Below are 16,512 nucleotides of genomic sequence, written 5' to 3' on the forward strand. Positions count from 1 at the left end.
CGTTTTTCAAGCAAGCCGCTCCCCTCCATGGCCAAAACCACGGACGGCCGTTACAACGGGAGTAGGGTGTGCAGGGCTGCGCCGGGCGCAGCCCCCGGGTTCATCAGCGCGTCATTTGGAGGTCATCACTGAAATCTTCGTGATGCCTGAGCGTTCGATCGACGCCATGGCCTTGGCCACCTGGCCGTAGTTGACGGCGGTGTCGGCCTGCAATTGCACGCGCACCTCCGGGTCCTTGGCCTTGACGTCCTTGAGGCTGATTTCCAGCGACTCAGGGGCAATCTCGGATTTGGCCAGATAGAACTTGCCGTCCTGATCGACGCTGACCACCACCGGGTCTTTCTTCTCGGCGGGTGCCACGGCGTCGGTTTTCGGCAGGTTGACCTTGATCGCGTTGGTCATCAGCGGTGCGGTGACGATGAACACCACCAGCAGCACCAGCATCACGTCCACCAGCGGCGTGACGTTCATTTCGCTGAGGACTTCGTCGCTGTCTTGAGTGGAGAAAGACATCAGCTGGCCTCCCGCACGGCGTGGCCGGGCTTGTGGGCGATGGGTTGGCGGCTGACCGCGAAGGCGCTGCGCTGGGCCAGGGAGTCGAAGTCATGGGCGAAATCGTCCATGTCGGCCACGGCCAGCTTCAGGCGGCGCAGGAAAAAGTTGTAGATGAGCACGGCCGGGACCGCGACCGCGATGCCCACCCCGGTGGCGATCAGCGCATGGCCAATGGGTCCGGCAACCGTTTCCAGACTGGCCGAGCCGCTGGCGCCGATACTTTGCAGGGCTTCCATGATCCCCCAGACGGTGCCGAACAGACCGATGAAAGGCGCGGTACTGCCGATACTGGCAAGAATCGCCTGGCCGGCTTCCAGCGAGCGGCGCTCCTTCTGGATCTGCTGACGCAGGTTGCGTTCCAGGCGGTCAGAGCGGTTGATAGTGTGCGCCAGTTGCTGGGTGGTACGTGGCGTTTCTTCGACGGCCATGGCCTCGAAGCCGCTGTTGGCGATGCGCGCCAGGGCGCCCGGATATTGCGTGGCGTGTTCGGCGGCGGTGAGCAGGTCCGGGGCGGTCCAGAACGCTTTGGCGAACTGTCTGTTCTGGGTCTTCTGGCGCAGGTATTGCGCGGACTTGATCAGCAGCAGTGCCCAGCTGAGCACGGAGAACAGCACCAGTGCCCAAAGTACGGCAGGGACAATCATCGAAGAGAGCGATTCGTTCATGGTTACACCTCACCAGCTATATAAGAGTTGTTCAGTCGTTTGCCTGCCGGGTCATTCCGGCAACTTGAAATCGATGGTCTGGGTCGCGAAGCCTTCGATGGGCGTGTCACCGCGCTTGGCCGGAATGAATTTCCAGTTGCGCACTGTTTCCACCGCTGCATCGTCGAGCACCTGTTTGCCGCTGGACTTGGTGACTTCCACGGTGCCCGCGCGGCCGTTGGGCAACACCTTGATGCGCAGGATCACCCGGCCTTCCATGCCTTTGCGCAGCGCCGCGCCGGGGTATTCCGGTGGCGGGTTGCCGAGGCTCGCCAGCCCCGAGATCGCTGCCGATTCCTTGACCGCTGCAGGTGCCGCGGACGCCGCCGGCGCGGGAGTCGGTGCAGGCGTCGCTGGCGCCGGGGTGCTGGGCGCGGCGGGCACTGGCGGCGCAGCAGGTGCAGGCTTTTTCACCGGTTCCGGCTTTTTCACCGGCTTTGGCTTCTCGACCTTGGGCTTTTCCACCGGTTTGGGCGGTGGCTTGAGCGCGTCCGGGTCTTCCACTGGTTGTTCCGGCTCCGGCGGTGGCGGTGGAGGAGGTGGCGGCGGTGGCGGCTCCGGGGGCACGGGTTCGGGTGTCGGCGGGGTCGGGCTGGTCAACTCGACGGTCATTTCAGGCACTTGCGGCGCAACTTCCGGTATCTGGGCTCTGGCTGTTTGCATGTACCACCAGATAGCGCCGTGAATAAGTACCGAGGCGGCAATCAATAACAACACCTGCGGCCTGTTCAACCCGCCCGGACGTGAGGTGTTTTCCTTGAAAGGGATACGCGGCCAGACCCTGGACAGTTCATCCGGGGACGGGTCGGGTAATGCTTTCATCTTTACCGCGTCGTTCATTAAAGCTCCCTCGGGTAGTTGAAGGGCAATACGGTTGCGTTCAAACATTGGATGAATGTTCGAATGCCTGAGGTCTGCACTTTCATGAGGCGCAAGACACCCGTAAGCGGACAGTGGTATGTCAGCCGTTTATTGCAAGCGCTGTGGCGGTATGGGCTATGGAGACGACATCGCAGGTTCCTGATTTCTTGTTGTGTACGGTGATGTACGACGGTGTGTCGAACTGCCTACAGTCTGGTAATAGCAACCGCTATGCCAGACAGGCCGTCTGCGACGTGGTTTTTCGCGCTGTACGCGCAGATGTCGCATTCCTGTAATTTTTTATCGTTTCAGGATTAAAACGGTTTGCGAACAACGACGTACCTTTTGGACCCATCGCAAATTTCAAACGAGTCGATCCGCAAGACCTGGCGATCAAACTTCGCAAAGTCCCGTACTTAAACCAGCAAGTGTGCTTGCACCAAACTCGGTAGTGGAGGTTCGAATTGGTGCGCGAATGTTTAACTGTGCATGGGTAGTCTCCAAAGTGCTGTGACTTGTCAGTCACGAAGTTACTGTAGGGTTTTTCTCGGGCGGAACGGGAACGTCCATCACTACATGATGGCTATTTAATATATGTGCTGTTTGTTCGGCGAAACATCGCCATAGGGGATTAGGTGTTTTCTATTTATTGGCTATCCATCACGAAGTTCAATCAGCAGGCAACAGCCTTCGTTGCAGGCAAAAAATAAAACGGATAAGCACTGCCGGTTAAGGTCGGCTGTCCGGATGGCGTCAGATTAAAAAATCAGGCGTGGCGACAGGTCATGTCGATCGCGTGGGGTGGGGCAGCAGCGAGGGGGGCCAGGCGAGGCGCCAGGCAGTGATGCAGGACAACGGATGAGGCGTAGGGTGGCGCGGTGATGAAAACAGCAAAGACATGTCAGGCACGAATCGAATTCCTTATCGACGGACGACAAACTTCTGGTCTGCGTCCTGCACTGTTTTTGGACATTATGGTGTCCGCTTCCTGCCATTTGGTGCGTGTTGCGCACCGGTCGGCAGCGTAGACTCACGGCTTTATGGGCACGCATGGGTCCTGGGGTGGTACTGACGTTCCACTTGGGCAATCTCCTTGAAAGAAATGTGCCAAAAAGCTGCCTATTTGTAACATTTTTCATACGGCGGCCGATTGACGTTTGCTTGTGAGCCGTCCGCTGCCGACACCGTCTGTGTTTTGTGAGGGTCTTGATGAGCCAGTTTTTCCCTGTTCTACCCGGTTATCGTCAGCTTCGTGAGCGCTTCCTGCAGGCCGCCACGGCCGCTGGCGCGAGCCTGCGTGAATACCCCCATCCGTTGCCGGGCCCCTTCGGCGAAGCGTTGTTCACCGATGTGGCCTGGTTGGGGCCTGCCGATGCGCGTCGGGTGCTGGTGGCACTGAGCGGGACCCATGGCGTGGAGGGCTATTACGGCTCCGATTGCCAGAGTCGCTGGCTGGAGGGCCTCAAGGAGACGGCGCTGCCGGAGGGCGTCGCGGTGATGATGATTCACCTGATCAACCCCTGGGGCACGGCGTGGATGCGCCGGGTCAACGAGGACAACCTCGACCAGAACCGCAATTACCTGGACTTCAGCAAGCCATTGCCGGACAACCGCGCCTATCACGATGTGCATGCCATCTACGCGTGCGAACAGCTGCAGGGGCCGCAGCGGGATAAGGCCGATGCGCTGTTTGACGCGGCCATCGCCGAGCGGGGCTGGTCGGGGCTGATGTCGGTGGTGGAGGCGGGGCAATATGCGTTTGCCGACGGGTTGTTCTACGGCGGCACGGCACCCAGTTGGTCGAACCGCACCTTGCGTAGCATCGTCGAAACCTACCTGAAGGATGTCGAGGTGGCCGCCTGTTTTGATCTGCACACAGGCGCCGGGGACTACGGGCATCCGATGTTAATGAGCATTGTCGAATCGGCGTATCCGGCGCTGGATGACGCCAAAGCGCTGTTCGGCCCATGGCTGTTCACCTTGATCACCGGCGCCAATCAAGTCAGCGAAACCGGGGTCGCCGCGACATCGACCGGTTACACCTCGCAAATGCTGCTCGATGCCTTGCCGACCGTGCATCTGATGCCCTTTGTCATCGAATGCGGCACCTGGCCGGGCGCAACCGTGCATGGGCACCTGCGCGACGACCACTGGCTGCACCTGCATGGCGATCCTCTGGATCAGGTGGGCAGGCGCATCAAGCAGGGGTTGTTGGAGCAGTTCTATCCGGCAGATCCGGACTGGCAGGAAGTGGTCTGGGTCAGGACGCGGCAGATCTGGGAACGGGCGCTGGCGGCGTTGCCGGGAATCAATGCCTGAGCGGATAGGCGGGGAAGCCTTCGGTAAAAGCACGGCTTGCCGGCGCTAGCGCTCAGGCGACGCGCCAGGCCCCCAGTTGCGCCTGCGCATCAGGGGAATGCGTCGATCAGCCTTCGTGTCAGTTCGGGCAACAACACTTCGCACGAGGCAGCGATCTTCACATCCAGCAGGTCGTCGGCGCGGGTCTTGCCCAGGTTGATGGCAATCAGCGGTTTGCCCTGATCGGCGATCACACGGCACAGGCGGAACGCTGAATACGCCATCAGCGAGGACCCGACCACCAGCAGGCCCTCTGCCTGCTCGACCCGGGCCATGGCTTTGGCCGCGGTGGGCGGTGCGACGTTTTCGCCGAAGAACACCACGTCCGGCTTCATTCGCTCGCCGCCGCAATGCGGGCAGTGCGGAACTTGAAAGCGCTCCTCGAACGCCGGGTCCAGCAGCGTGTCGCCATCCGGGGCCTGCACGGCATCCACGCCCGCCAGGTAAGGGTTTTGTTGCACCAGGGTGGTTTGAATCACGTCGCGTTCGCTGCGCTGGCGGCAATCCAGGCACAGCACCCAATGCAGACTGCCATGCAACTCGACCACGTCATGGCTGCCAGCCTGATCGTGCAAGGTGTCGACGTTCTGGGTGATGAGGCCGCTTATCACCCCGTGGCTTTGCAGAGCGGCCAGCGCTTCGTGGGCAGCGTTGGGTTGCGCGGCGCGCACGCGCGGCCAGCCGAGCATGGCCCGCGCCCAATAGCGGCGGCGCGCTTCGGGGGCGTTGAGAAATTCCTGGAACATCATTGGCTGCCGGCCCCGACGGACGCCCTCGCTGTCCCGATAATCGGGAATGCCGGACGAGGTGCTGATGCCCGCACCGGTAAGCACCACGAACGAGCGTTCGTGCATCCAGTGCAACAGCAGATCGATGTCGGAATTGGCGTAGGTGTCGAACACGGGCGGGCCCTCGTAAGCGCGGCGGTGGGCTGATACTAAACGAGGTGACGGAAATGGGCATGGGGCAATTCGGTGACCGCTGCCCGGACGATCGTTTGACGCTTCTGTAGGAGTGAGCTTGCTCGCCAGGCGTCAGGTCGGGCGAAGCAGCGTTGTCTGGCCTGACGCTTGGCGAGCAGGCTCATTCCTACAGCATGGCTGCCAGGGCGTAAAACCGGGGCAGGCCGATCAGCTCAACAGTTCGGCAAACGCCTTGTCCGCTTCCAGCACCGCCGGCAACGCGGCAAACAGCGCGTCCAGGTCAATCCCTTCGAACAATGGCCCCTGCACCGCGTTCTGCGCCTCTGGCGTGGCACCACCATGACTCTCCAGCGCATCGGCCACCGTCAACGCCTGGGCCACGATCCGCGGGTGAACGGCACCTTCGGGCGCCTGCATCGGCCGCGCCTGATAGGCGATGGCCTGCTGGATGACGGGCGGCAACTGCCAGCGCCGAGCCAGTTCTGCACCCACCTCGGGATAACCAAAGCCCAGTTGCAGGGTTTCGATGGCCGCGCGGCTGGTGGTGCCGGTCCGGGTCACACTGTTGATTTGCTCGGCAACCTTTGGCGCGCCGGTCTGGATCAGCAGCTCGCCGATGTCGTGCATCACCCCGCAGGTGAAGGCGATTTCCGCATCCACCCCGGACTGCTTGGCCAGCAGTCGGCAGATCCCGGCAACCTGGAAGGTTTTCAGCCAGAAACCCTTGAGGTCGAAACTGGGACCGGCCTTGAACGCCCCGGTCACCGCCGAAGCCAGCACCAGCGTGCGCAGGGTGTTGAAGCCCAGGCGCATGGCCGCGTCCTCGATGCTCGAAGACTCGCGCGCACCACGAAAGCGCGCGGAGTTGGCCAGACGCAGGATCTTCGCTGAAATCACTGGGTCCTTCTGAATGTTTCGGGCAATGCTTTCCAGGTTCGACGACGGGTTGTCGAACTGCCGGATCAGGTCCTGAGCCACTTTGGGAATGCTCGGAAGGCTGCCCAAATCCGCGAAGAGTTGCTCGATAGCCATGGCCTTGCTCCTGTTTCATGTGAATTACCAACGATAGGCAAGATTGGCGAATCTGCACGGCGGCTGTTCAGGTTTTGGTACAGATGGAACGAACCAAGGGGCCCGCCGGCAGCGGGCGGTATGCAGGCGCGAGCGTGCTGGACGGCTGCGCGAAACCACCGCGTTGCCTTGCCTGATGTTCAGTCGAATTTTTTCAGGTAGGCGTCGGCCAGTTCGATCAGCCGCTCGCGGCCGAAGCTTTTACAGTGGCCGCCGTGCACCACGCGAGCAGGCAGCTCTCGCAGCCGTTGCATGGTGCGGATGTAATCTTCGGGGCAGGAGTGCGCCAGGTTGTCGAGCAGCTCACCATCATAGATGGCGTCGCCGGAAAACAGCGTCTGGCTGGCCGATTCCCACAGGCCGATGCTGCCGGGCGAGTGCCCTGGCAGGTGCAGAACCTCGAAATGACGGTTGCCCAGGTCCACCACGTCGCCTTCTTCCAGGGTGCGGGTAACCTTGGCCGCCTGGATTTTCCAGGTGTTGAGGTCGTAGTCAGGCGACGGCAGCGCGCTGATGATCGGGCCCAGACGCTGGCCGCCAAGGGTCGCGAGACTGAAGTCATTGGGGTCGAAATCCGCCTCGACCAGGGTGAAGTAGCCGTCTGAACCGCGCAGGCCGTCGGCTTCGGCGCTGTGCACCAGGCATTCGTCGAACTCATGGTGGCAGCCGACATGATCCAGATGCACGTGAGTGGCCAGGGCACTTATGCGCTGGCCGAACAGGTCCCTGGCCGCCTCGCGCAGGCTGCAGATGCCCATGCCGGTATCGACCACCAGATCCTGGTCGCGGCCGCGGATGTGCCAGATGTTGCAACGCAGCCACGGCGTGACATGGGGTTCGGTAATCAGCGTGATGGCGTCGTCGATCTTGTCCAGTGAATACCATTGGTCTGCGACTTTTCTGAGCATGGTGTCGGCCTTGGCAAGGAAGAACTGCGCCAGACTCGCAGGTTGGCGGCGCTTTTTGAACCCTGTTGACAAAGCACGGCAGGATCTTTTTCAGCGCGCAGGCGACGGAGGCGGTTTGTCGGGCAAAAAATCAGTAATATGGCGCAACATCGGGACAGGCCGTGTCCTGTACCGGGCCTTCACGACCATATTGATGAAACGCCAGCCCCGCACACGCCGGGCGCGCTGGCCAGGAAATAGAGGGTGTCATGGGTAACGAGAGCATTAATTGGGACAAGCTGGGTTTCGACTACATCAAGACTGACAAGCGTTTCCTGTCCACCTGGCGCGATGGCCAGTGGGAAGAGGGCACCCTGACCGAAGACAACGTGCTGCACATCAGCGAAGGCTCCACAGCGCTGCACTACGGTCAGCAATGCTTCGAAGGTCTGAAGGCCTACCGTGCAAAAGACGGCTCGATCAATCTGTTCCGCCCGGACCAGAACGCCGCGCGCATGCAGCGCAGCTGCTCGCGTCTGCTGATGCCGCATGTGCCCACCGACATGTTCATCCAGGCCTGCAAGGACGTGGTTCGCGCCAACGAGCGTTTCATTCCTCCTTATGGCACCGGCGGTGCGTTGTACCTGCGTCCGTTCGTGATCGGCGTCGGCGACAACATCGGTGTGCGCGCAGCCCCTGAATTCATCTTCTCGGTGTTCTGCATCCCGGTTGGCCCGTACTTCAAGGGCGGCATGAAGCCGCACAATTTCGTGATCTCCAGCTACGATCGCGCAGCGCCCCAGGGCACCGGTGCGGCCAAGGTCGGCGGCAACTACGCGGCGAGCATGATGCCGGGCAGCGAAGCCAAGAAGAGTGGCTTCGCCGACGCCATCTATCTGGACCCGCTGACCCACTCGAAGATCGAGGAAGTCGGTTCGGCCAACTTCTTCGGCATCACCCACGATGACCAGTTCATCACGCCAAAATCGCCATCGGTGCTGCCGGGTATCACCCGTCTGTCGCTGATCGAGCTGGCGCAGAGCCGTCTGGGCCTGAAGGTCACCGAGGGTGAGGTGTTCATCGACAAGCTGGACCTGTTCAAAGAAGCCGGCGCCTGTGGCACCGCTGCGGTGATCACGCCGATCGGCGGCATCAGCTACAAGGACAAACTGCACGTGTTCCACAGCGAGACTGACGTCGGTCCCGTGACCCAGCGCCTGTACAGGGAGCTGACCGGTATCCAGTTCGGCGACATCGAAGGGCCTGCCGGCTGGATCGTCAAGGTCTGAGCCCGAGGGCCGCGACCGCAGGACAAACACCACCGCCCTCTGGCGGTGGTTTTTTTTGTGGCCTGCAGACGCTTTACATACAAGATTTGCAATCTCAGGTTATGGAGCCACTTAACTGAACGCACGGAAGATTGCTTTGCGGTGAACTATGGTTCAGGCGGGCAGAAGTCCCGACACCTTCAAACAAGGTCGCCAGAAAATAAGGATGCCTTATGTTCACACGAGCTGTTTCCCGTCCCGCTCAGCGCCTGCCGCTGACCCTCTCACTCGGTGTGTTGAGCCTTGGCGTGATGTCGGCGGCCTGGGCCGATGACGCCGGTTACCCGCATGCCCAGGAACCCATCGGCACCGTCGAGCAGATCTACGATGGCGCAATGCTGCCCGATCTTGCGGTCAGTACCTATCGCAACATCGACCGGCTGTTCCCCACCCACACCATCAAGGCCGGCGGCCACCCTTATGCGCTGCCCAAATCCGAGAAACAGCTGGGCAACGTGCACTTCACCTATCAGGACAAGAAGTACGATCTCTACGACTACGTTGCGCTGGACAGCGTTACGGCGATGCTGGTGATCAAGGACGGCAAGATCGTCTACGAGACCTACCAGCGCGGCAACACCGAGAAGACCCGCTGGATGTCGATGTCGATGGCCAAATCCATCACATCGACATTGGCCGCGGCGGCGATCAAGGACGGCCTGCTCAAGGGGCTCGACGCTCAAGTGGTCGACTATGTGCCGGAACTCAAAGGCAGCGCCTATGACGGCGTCACGGTCCGCGATGTGCTGATGATGTCCTCGGGCGTGAAATGGAACGAGACCTACACCGATCCCAAGTCCGACCGCCGGGCGCTACTCAACGCGCAGATATCACAGAAGCCTCGTTCGGCGGTGGGGTTGATGGCCAACCTGCCCAGGGCGGCAGAACCCGGGACGGTCAATAACTACAGCACCGGAGAGACGCAGATCCTTGGCGAGATTGTCCGCGGGGCGGTGAAAATGCCGCTGGCCGATTACCTGTCGCAGAAGATCTGGCAGCCATTTGGCATGGAGAGCGACGCCAAATGGTGGCTGGACTCCACCAATGGCGTCGAGATCGGTGGCAGCGGCATCAGCGCCACCCTGCGCGATTACGCACGTTTCGGTCTGTTCTTCATGAACGACGGCAAGATCGACGGCAAATCGATTCTGCCGGATGGCTGGGTCAAGGAGGCGACGTCGCCGACCACCCTCAAGGGCGGCAAGAAACTGGACTACGGTTACATGTGGTGGACGGCGTGGACCGACGCGTCAGTCAAGGACGGTGCCTACTCCGCCGTCGGGATTCAGGGGCAGAACATCTACATCAATCCGGCGCACAACGTGGTGATCGTTACCTTTGGCGCGCAACCGAAGCCGGTCGACAAGGACCCCATCGACCCGATGGTGTTTTTCGATGCCGTGGTCGCCGAGCTGAAATAATCACGCCCTGGCAAGCCGCCCGCTGCGGGGCGGCCTTGGCTGCCAGTTACTGCCCCAGATTACCCAGCAGGTCCGCCTGCACGATTTCGATCCAGTATTCATCCGGATCAGCGATGAACGCCACGTGCTTCATGCCTTTGTCCAGACGCTTGACGAAGGGCACGCCCAACGATTCGAAACGGGCACAGGCGGCTTCGATGTCCGGCACCGAAAAGCAGATATGGCCGAAACCGCGGGGGTCCTTGTTGCCGTTGTGGTACTGCGACTCATCGCTCTCGGTGCCCCAGTTGTGGGTCAGCTCCAGCACCGACTCGCGGCCGAAGGTGTGGCTCATGCGCGCCGAGGCATCTTCGGGAACCGTCCCGCCTTTGGCCATGGCCAGAAACAGCAGCGAAAACTTGCCTTCCGGAAAATCCACCTGGCGCAGCAGTCGCATGCCCAGTACTCGGGTATAGAAATCCAGCGAACGCTCGGGATCCTTGACCCGCAGCATCGTGTGGTTGAACACGTAATCCTGCGTGACGGCATCGGGGGCAAGGCATACGCCGGGTTGAGTTTCGCTGACGAAGGACATGGCAGGCTGCTCGTTGTGAGTGGTTTGCCAGTTTAGGAAACGGCGCTGCACGGCAGGTAATACGGGACTACTACTGGCAAATCGAGACCTGTGGGAGCGTGGCTTGTCCCGCGATCGGCGACGAAGTCGTCGTGAAACGGCTGAATGCGCTAAGCAGGGGCACCGTGGTTGCCGGTTTACGACGGGTTCCCCGCCGATCGCGGGACAAGCCACGCTCCTGCGCCATCACCCGGCGTGCTGCCTTATAACCACGTAGTAGAAGGCTATTACCTTTATGCCGACGGCCCAACTACTATCAAATCAGCTTGATTGCACCGACAAGAAAAATAACAAGGACAAAAGCCATGAAAGACCTGAAGCTCGATCGTCGCCGCTTTTTGCAAGGAAGCGGCGGACTGCTGTTGGGGACGCTGTTATTCGGTTCCGGTCCCATTGCACTGCTTGCTCCAAGCCAGACCTGGGCATTGGAGATGAACACCCTGGACAGCGCCACCGGCAGCCGGTTGTTGCTGGTCATTCGCCGCATATTCCCCCACGACACCATGGAAGAAGCGGTCTACGCGTTTTCCGTCAAGGCCCTCGACGAAAAAGCCTCACAGGACCCCGGGGTCGCTGACCTTCTCAAGCAGGGCCTGGCCGACCTCGACCAGCGAGCTGGCGGCGACTGGAGCAAGCTTGCCGAAGAAAGGCAGGTCGGGATCCTCAAGGAAGTCCAGAGCGGGCCGTTCTTTGCGCTGGTGCGCGGCACCTCGGTCAACAGCCTGTACAGCAACGAACTGGCGTACAAGCACTTCGGCTATGAAGGCGCGTCCTTTCCCAAGGGCGGTTACATCCATCGCGGTTTCAATGACCTGAAATGGTTGCCGGCGCCGCCTGTCGATGCCAGCCCGACTGTCCCTGCCTGAGGAGCGCAATCATGACGACGTATAACCTGGACGACGATTCAGTAGTGGTGATCATCGGCTCCGGCGCCGGCGGCGGCACCCTGGCCAACGAGCTGTGCCAGAAGGGGGTGCCGGTGGTGCTGCTGGAAGCGGGCGCACGCCAGTCCACCGGCACTTTCATCAACGACGAGTGGCCTTCGTTTTCGCAATTGGCGTGGGGCGACAACCGCACCACCTCGGGCTCATGGCGGGTGGCCAAGGATTTCCCCAATCTGCCGGCCTGGATCTGCAAGACCGTTGGCGGCACCACCACGCACTGGGCCGGTGCCAGCCTGCGTTTCCAGGAACACGAGTTCCGCGCGCTGGATACCTACGGCCAGGTCACGGGCGCCAACCTGCTGAACTGGCCCATCTCCCTGGCGGAAATGGAGCCTTACTACGCCCGCGCCGAAGACAAGATGGGCGTCACGCGGACCAACGATATCGAGGGCCTGCCCGGCAACAACAACTTCAAGGTGCTGTACAACGGCGCGCAGAAGATGGGCTACAAGGAATGCTCGACCGGGCACATGGCGATCAACAGCAAGCCACGCGGGGATCGCGCTGCCTGCCAGCAACTGGGCTTCTGTTTCCAGGGCTGCAAGATGGGCGCGAAATGGTCGACGCTTTACACCGAAATTCCTGCTGCCGAAGCCACCGGCAAGCTCGAACTGCGCACCCAGTGCCATGTGGCGAAAATCGAGCATGACGATAAAGGTCGGGTCAACGCCGTGGTGTATTTCGACGGTCTGGGCAAGGAGCAGCGGCAGAAGGCGCGGGTCGTTGCGGTGGCGGGCAACTCCATCGAGACCCCGCGTCTGCTGCTCAATTCTTCGAGCAGTCAGTTCCCGCACGGGTTGGCCAACGGCTCCGGGATGGTCGGCAAACACTATATGCGTCACACCACCGGCAGCGTGTTCGCCTCGTTCAAGGAGGAGGTGCATTTCTATCGCGGTACCATCATGGCCGGGATCATCAGCGACGAGATTCACCATAAGCCCGAGCGGGGTTTTGTCGGCGGCTACGAGATGGAAACCATATCCCTGGGGCCTTCGTTTCTCGCCGCGTTCTTCAATCCCGGCGCGTGGGGCAGGGATTTCACCGATGTGATGGAGCAATACAGCAAGATGGCGGGGATGTGGATCGTCGGTGAGGACATGCCGCAGGAAACCAACCGCGTCACCCTCAACGACAGCGTCAAGGACAAGTACGGCCTGCCTGTGCCCAACGTGCACTACGACGATCACCCCAACGATCTGGCCATGCGCGAGCATGCGTTCAAGCAGGGCGAGGCGCTGTATTCGTCAGTCGGGGCAGTGAACACCTTTCGCGTGCCGCCGTACCCCTCGACCCACAACCTGGGCACCTGCCGCATGAGTGAAAAGGCGCAGGACGGCGTCTGCAATAAACACGGACAGAGCCATGAGATCCCTAATCTGTTCATTTCCGACGGCAGCCAGTTCACCACCAGCGCAGGAGAGAACCCGACGCTGACCATCGTCACCCTGGCGATCCGGCAGGCGGAGTTCATTGCTGACGGGTTGAAGAGCAAGGCGATCTGAAGCGAGCAGGGGGCAGCCAAACCCTGGCGGTGCGGTCCGTCTGACACACGGCCAGGGCGGATGGTTTTACTGCCGGTCCCCGGCAGATCGCCGGCAAGCCTGGCTCCCACGGCCTGCGGCCAGAATCAGAAGCACCGGGTCTGTCTTGGAGTCCACGGGCTGCGGCTGGAATCAGAAGCATCGGGTCTGTCTTGGAGTCCACGGGCTGCGGCCAGAATCAGAAGCGTCGGGTCTGTCTTGGAATCCACGGGCTGCGGCTGGAATCAACATCTGGGGCATGCTCAAACCTGCTTCTGCCCGGAGGGCGTGGGAGTCTGGCTTGCCGACGATCTGCCGGGCACCGGCAGCAATTGTTGCCAATGCGCAGTACCTGACACGGCCAGGGCGGATGGTTTTACTGCCGGTCCCCGGCAGATCGCCGGCAAGCCTGGCTCCCACGGCCTGCGGCCAGAATCAGCAGCGTCGGGTCTGTCTTGGAATCCACGGCCTGCGGCCAGAATCAGAAGCATCGGGTCTGTCTTGGAATCCACGGCCTTCGGCCAGAATCAGAAGCATCGGTTCATGCGCGCGATCCATGGCCTGGCGGCACGGTTCTGGATGCCGTGCCTACCTGATTCCGAACCGGCGATCCAGCGACAGCACGCCGCCGCCCTTGGCGATGATGATCAGCAGCAGGCCGGCCCAGCTCAGGTGGGTGGCCCAGGCATCGGGATAGACGAATATCTCGATGACCGCCGTCATGCCCAGCAAGGCAAAGGCCGACAGGCGCGAAAACAGGCCGAGAATCAACAGCACCGGGAACAGGTGCTCGGCGTAGGCGGCCAGATGTGCTGCAATTTCCGGGGGTACCAGGGGCAGTTTATATTCGCTGCGAAACAGCTCGTAGGTGCTGTCGGTGATGGTGAGAAAACCCTCGACTTTGGTCCGCCCCGACATCAGGAACACGCCGGCGATGGAAAGGCGTGCCACCAGCGACAGCAGCGAGTCGTTGATCAGCAGATGAAGACGATCGGTGATACGGCCCCAGCGGCAATGCGCCGAGCCTTGATCGGGCGTTTCAGTGCGTAGCGTGTCCATGGTTGTCTCCTGTATCCATTCAAGAAGGGGCGGTCATCGCGAATACGTCGGCATTGACCAGTCGTGTCAGCAGTTCGGTGATGTCCAGCGACGGCTGCAGGTCGCTGGCCAGTTGTGCGGCTTCGGCCAAGGGGGTCGCGGCGGCGCAGGCGTCGAGAAACGCGCAGTCGCCGATCTCCAGCGGATGCCAGCCGACCGCGCCGCCGCTGCGTACCAGCAACGCGCCTTCGCCTCGCCAGTCGAGGGGATCAGGCAGCGCCCGTTGTTCGCGGTTATGTCGCCAGAGCGTGAACACCGGTTGCCCGGCGAACCAGCGCCAGCCCGCCGCCGCGCGTGGCGTGAGCACCAGTGAGGCGAGTTGCGCGGGTGCAAGACCGGCAATCCGCTGCAGGTCGATGCCGGGTTCTTCCGCCGCGGTGTGGCAGTGAGTCCACAGCTGATCCAGGCGGGCCACGTTGCCCAGATAGGGCAGTTGCTGCGCATGCTCGAAACCCTCGAGAAACCGCGCAAACTCACTGCCGTAATGCATCAGCCGAGCATCAATGGGCGGGGACTGTCGCGCATGAATCGCGGCTGCGGCGACGAACCATTCGGTTCCCACCAGACGTTCGACGGTGGGAAAGTTCGCCTGCAATGCATCCACCGCGCCCTTCATCACGGTGTTGCGATACACCTTGAAACCGGGTTGTTCGGTCAGGGTCGCAAGGCTGCTGGCATCAGGGTCGTACAGCCCCTGGACGAACGCATGCTGAAACTCGGTCAGAGACTGGGTCATGACTGCGCCTCCAGCATCGACTGAGCCCGGTCGCGTTCCAGCAACAGCTCGACGAAGGGCGGAAGATGGTCGTCGCGTTCGATCAGCGTCGGACGCGGGCCGACCCGTCGAATGAGGCGCTGATACAAGGCCCAGACGGCCTCGGCGACCGGGGCATCGTGGCTGTCGATCAACAACGCTGCACCGCCGGGGTCAAGGCTGTGCCCGGCCAGATGCACTTCCATGATCGCCTGTGCAGGGAAGGCATCCACATAGGCGTCGGCGTCGTAGCCCATGTTGTGCGCGCTGAGAAACACGTTGTTGATGTCCAGCAGCAGGCCGCAACCGGTGCGTTTGCTGAGTTCGCACAGAAACTCGATCTCACCCAGATCGTGGCCTGGCAGCTGCAGATAGTGGCTGGGATTCTCGACGGCGATTGGCCGCTGGAGAAACTCCTGAGTGCGTTGAATGTTGTCGGCGATTCGCTGCAGGGCTTTCCCGGTGCGCGGGAACGGCAGCAGGTCGGGATGATACTGACCCCGCCAGGCGGACCAGGCGAGGTGTTCGGAAAGGAGGGCTGGCTGAACCCGGTCGGCGAGCGCCTTGAGCCGCTTCAGGTGTTCGACGTCAGGCGCGCAATCGGCCGCCAGTGACAGTGAAACACCGTGCAGAGAAAGCGGGTGACGGCTGCCGATCGTTTCCAGCCAGGCCAGGCGCGGGCCGCCGTCGACCATGTAGTTTTCCGGGTGGACCTCAAACCACAACCCCTTGGCAGCACAGTCGTATGCTGCTTCGTAATGTTCGGCTTTGAGGCCCAGTCCGGCACCCAATGTGAGTGAAGTGTTCATGGTCGACGTCTGCCCTTGCGAGAGGTTTTTACAGTGCCTGGTGACGCTGGGCAGTGATTACATCGCGTTCAGCGAGCCCATGCCGTGAGGGGTCTTGATCGAGGTGCAGGTGCCAGCCGGGACGTTCTTCCAGGCATTGGCCTGGTAGTCGGTTTTCGAGGTACCAGCGCAGGTGGTGCCAGCCCCGGCCTTGCAGTCGTTCTTGCCGGCCATGGACACGCCGTAGCATTTTTCCATCGCCGGCGCGGTGCCGGTTTCGGCGGCGTTGACGCCAGTGGCGATGGAAGCGAAAGCCAGAGCGACAGCAGCGAGTTTGAGGTTGTTCATGGTGTATCTCCAGTGACGGGTTAAGGATGATTGCAGCACCTGCGTGAGGTCACGCCGTGCGACAGGTCCGAACGTTAGTTCGTCGAAGAAACAAGCGCGAACGGCATGTCGTGCCATTTTGTTTCTGCGCTGACCTGATCGATCGTGGTCGCAGCACCTGCGTGTGAGTCACGCTGTGCACCTGATCCGAGAGGTAGTTCGCTGGAGAAAGACAACGGGTTACAGACAGACAAAAATATTTCTGCCGGCTGAAAAAAACCGTTACGCGGGGACGGCGTGGAGGGGCCAGAGGAATTCAATCCAGGCGTAGAAAAAGGCGTCAGCGCTATGCTCGCAAGC

Annotated in this window: 16 protein-coding genes; 5 read left to right on the forward strand and 11 right to left on the reverse strand. The window is 61.3% G+C overall.

Annotation, left to right across the window (positions count from 1 at the left end):
• Window positions 1-111: 111 nt before the first annotated feature.
• From ACI2KS_RS14775 to ACI2KS_RS14785, 3 genes are read right to left on the reverse strand one after another with little or no spacing between them, the layout of a single operon-like run.
• On the reverse strand, window positions 112-513 hold the full coding sequence (locus tag ACI2KS_RS14775) for an ExbD/TolR family protein (RefSeq protein ID WP_404621394.1): 402 nt from the start codon (window positions 511-513) through the stop codon (window positions 112-114).
• Window positions 513-1,220, reverse strand: a complete 708-nt coding sequence (locus tag ACI2KS_RS14780; RefSeq protein ID WP_404621396.1) for a MotA/TolQ/ExbB proton channel family protein — start codon at window positions 1,218-1,220, stop codon at window positions 513-515. Before ACI2KS_RS14780 ends, ACI2KS_RS14775 begins: the two co-directional genes overlap by 1 nt.
• A 51-nt stretch (window positions 1,221-1,271) precedes the next feature.
• The gene (locus ACI2KS_RS14785) at window positions 1,272-2,099 is read right to left on the reverse strand and encodes an energy transducer TonB (RefSeq protein ID WP_404621397.1); all 828 of its coding nucleotides are present in this window, start codon (window positions 2,097-2,099) and stop codon (window positions 1,272-1,274) included.
• 1,230 nt (window positions 2,100-3,329) lie between these two features.
• On the opposite strand from ACI2KS_RS14785, the gene ACI2KS_RS14790 reads away from it, so the two are divergent.
• The gene (locus ACI2KS_RS14790) at window positions 3,330-4,439 is read left to right on the forward strand and encodes a DUF2817 domain-containing protein (RefSeq protein ID WP_404621399.1); all 1,110 of its coding nucleotides are present in this window, start codon (window positions 3,330-3,332) and stop codon (window positions 4,437-4,439) included.
• 89 nt (window positions 4,440-4,528) lie between these two features.
• Here the strand turns inward: ACI2KS_RS14790 and ACI2KS_RS14795 are convergent, their stop codons facing one another.
• The 3 genes from ACI2KS_RS14795 to ACI2KS_RS14805 form a co-directional block, all read right to left on the reverse strand.
• Window positions 4,529-5,332, reverse strand: a complete 804-nt coding sequence (locus ACI2KS_RS14795) for an NAD-dependent protein deacetylase (protein WP_404621639.1) — start codon at window positions 5,330-5,332, stop codon at window positions 4,529-4,531.
• Between the two features lie 276 nt (window positions 5,333-5,608).
• The gene (locus ACI2KS_RS14800) at window positions 5,609-6,433 is read right to left on the reverse strand and encodes an HDOD domain-containing protein (RefSeq protein WP_404621401.1); all 825 of its coding nucleotides are present in this window, start codon (window positions 6,431-6,433) and stop codon (window positions 5,609-5,611) included.
• A gap of 179 nt (window positions 6,434-6,612) precedes the next feature.
• The gene (locus ACI2KS_RS14805; protein ID WP_404621403.1) at window positions 6,613-7,380 is read right to left on the reverse strand and encodes an MBL fold metallo-hydrolase; all 768 of its coding nucleotides are present in this window, start codon (window positions 7,378-7,380) and stop codon (window positions 6,613-6,615) included.
• Window positions 7,381-7,628: 248 nt separating this feature from the next.
• On the opposite strand from ACI2KS_RS14805, the gene ACI2KS_RS14810 reads away from it, so the two are divergent.
• Both ACI2KS_RS14810 and ACI2KS_RS14815 read left to right on the forward strand, forming a co-directional pair.
• A complete protein-coding gene (locus ACI2KS_RS14810; RefSeq protein ID WP_404621405.1) occupies window positions 7,629-8,648 on the forward strand; it encodes a branched-chain amino acid aminotransferase in 1,020 nt (339 codons plus the stop codon).
• 212 nt (window positions 8,649-8,860) lie between these two features.
• Complete coding sequence (locus ACI2KS_RS14815; RefSeq protein WP_404621407.1) at window positions 8,861-10,108, forward strand: serine hydrolase domain-containing protein; 1,248 nt, start codon at window positions 8,861-8,863, stop codon at window positions 10,106-10,108.
• Window positions 10,109-10,154: 46 nt separating this feature from the next.
• On the opposite strand, the gene gloA is transcribed toward ACI2KS_RS14815, so the two are convergent.
• A complete protein-coding gene (gene gloA / locus ACI2KS_RS14820) occupies window positions 10,155-10,682 on the reverse strand; it encodes a lactoylglutathione lyase (RefSeq protein ID WP_404621409.1) in 528 nt (175 codons plus the stop codon).
• 344 nt (window positions 10,683-11,026) lie between these two features.
• Between gloA and ACI2KS_RS14825 the strand changes: the two genes are divergently transcribed.
• Both ACI2KS_RS14825 and ACI2KS_RS14830 read left to right on the forward strand, forming a co-directional pair.
• A complete protein-coding gene (locus ACI2KS_RS14825) occupies window positions 11,027-11,587 on the forward strand; it encodes a tat (twin-arginine translocation) pathway signal sequence (protein WP_404621410.1) in 561 nt (186 codons plus the stop codon).
• Window positions 11,588-11,598: 11 nt separating this feature from the next.
• Window positions 11,599-13,167 (forward strand): GMC family oxidoreductase, encoded by a 1,569-nt coding sequence (locus tag ACI2KS_RS14830; protein ID WP_404621411.1) that lies wholly within the window; start codon window positions 11,599-11,601, stop codon window positions 13,165-13,167.
• 606 nt (window positions 13,168-13,773) lie between these two features.
• Here ACI2KS_RS14830 and ACI2KS_RS14835 read toward each other — a convergent pair.
• Genes ACI2KS_RS14835 through ACI2KS_RS14850 form a run of 4 tightly spaced genes read right to left on the reverse strand, consistent with a single transcriptional unit; the run spans window position 13,774 to window position 16,173 of the window.
• Window positions 13,774-14,244, reverse strand: coding sequence for a DoxX family protein (locus ACI2KS_RS14835; RefSeq protein WP_404621413.1), 471 nt, complete (start codon window positions 14,242-14,244; stop codon window positions 13,774-13,776).
• A 19-nt stretch (window positions 14,245-14,263) separates the two neighbouring features.
• Window positions 14,264-15,019: a DNA-binding domain-containing protein gene (locus ACI2KS_RS14840; protein WP_404621415.1), complete on the reverse strand. Its 756-nt coding sequence runs from the start codon at window positions 15,017-15,019 to the stop codon at window positions 14,264-14,266.
• Window positions 15,016-15,846, reverse strand: coding sequence for a DUF692 domain-containing protein (locus ACI2KS_RS14845; protein WP_404621417.1), 831 nt, complete (start codon window positions 15,844-15,846; stop codon window positions 15,016-15,018). The genes ACI2KS_RS14840 and ACI2KS_RS14845 overlap by 4 nt, the downstream gene beginning before the upstream one ends.
• 57 nt (window positions 15,847-15,903) lie before the next feature.
• The gene (locus tag ACI2KS_RS14850; protein ID WP_404621419.1) at window positions 15,904-16,173 is read right to left on the reverse strand and encodes a DUF2282 domain-containing protein; all 270 of its coding nucleotides are present in this window, start codon (window positions 16,171-16,173) and stop codon (window positions 15,904-15,906) included.
• Between the last annotated feature and the right edge of the window lie 339 nt (window positions 16,174-16,512).

This window comes from Pseudomonas sp. NPDC087358, from assembly GCF_044900785.1.
Taxonomy (GTDB): Bacteria; Pseudomonadota; Gammaproteobacteria; order Pseudomonadales; family Pseudomonadaceae; genus Aquipseudomonas.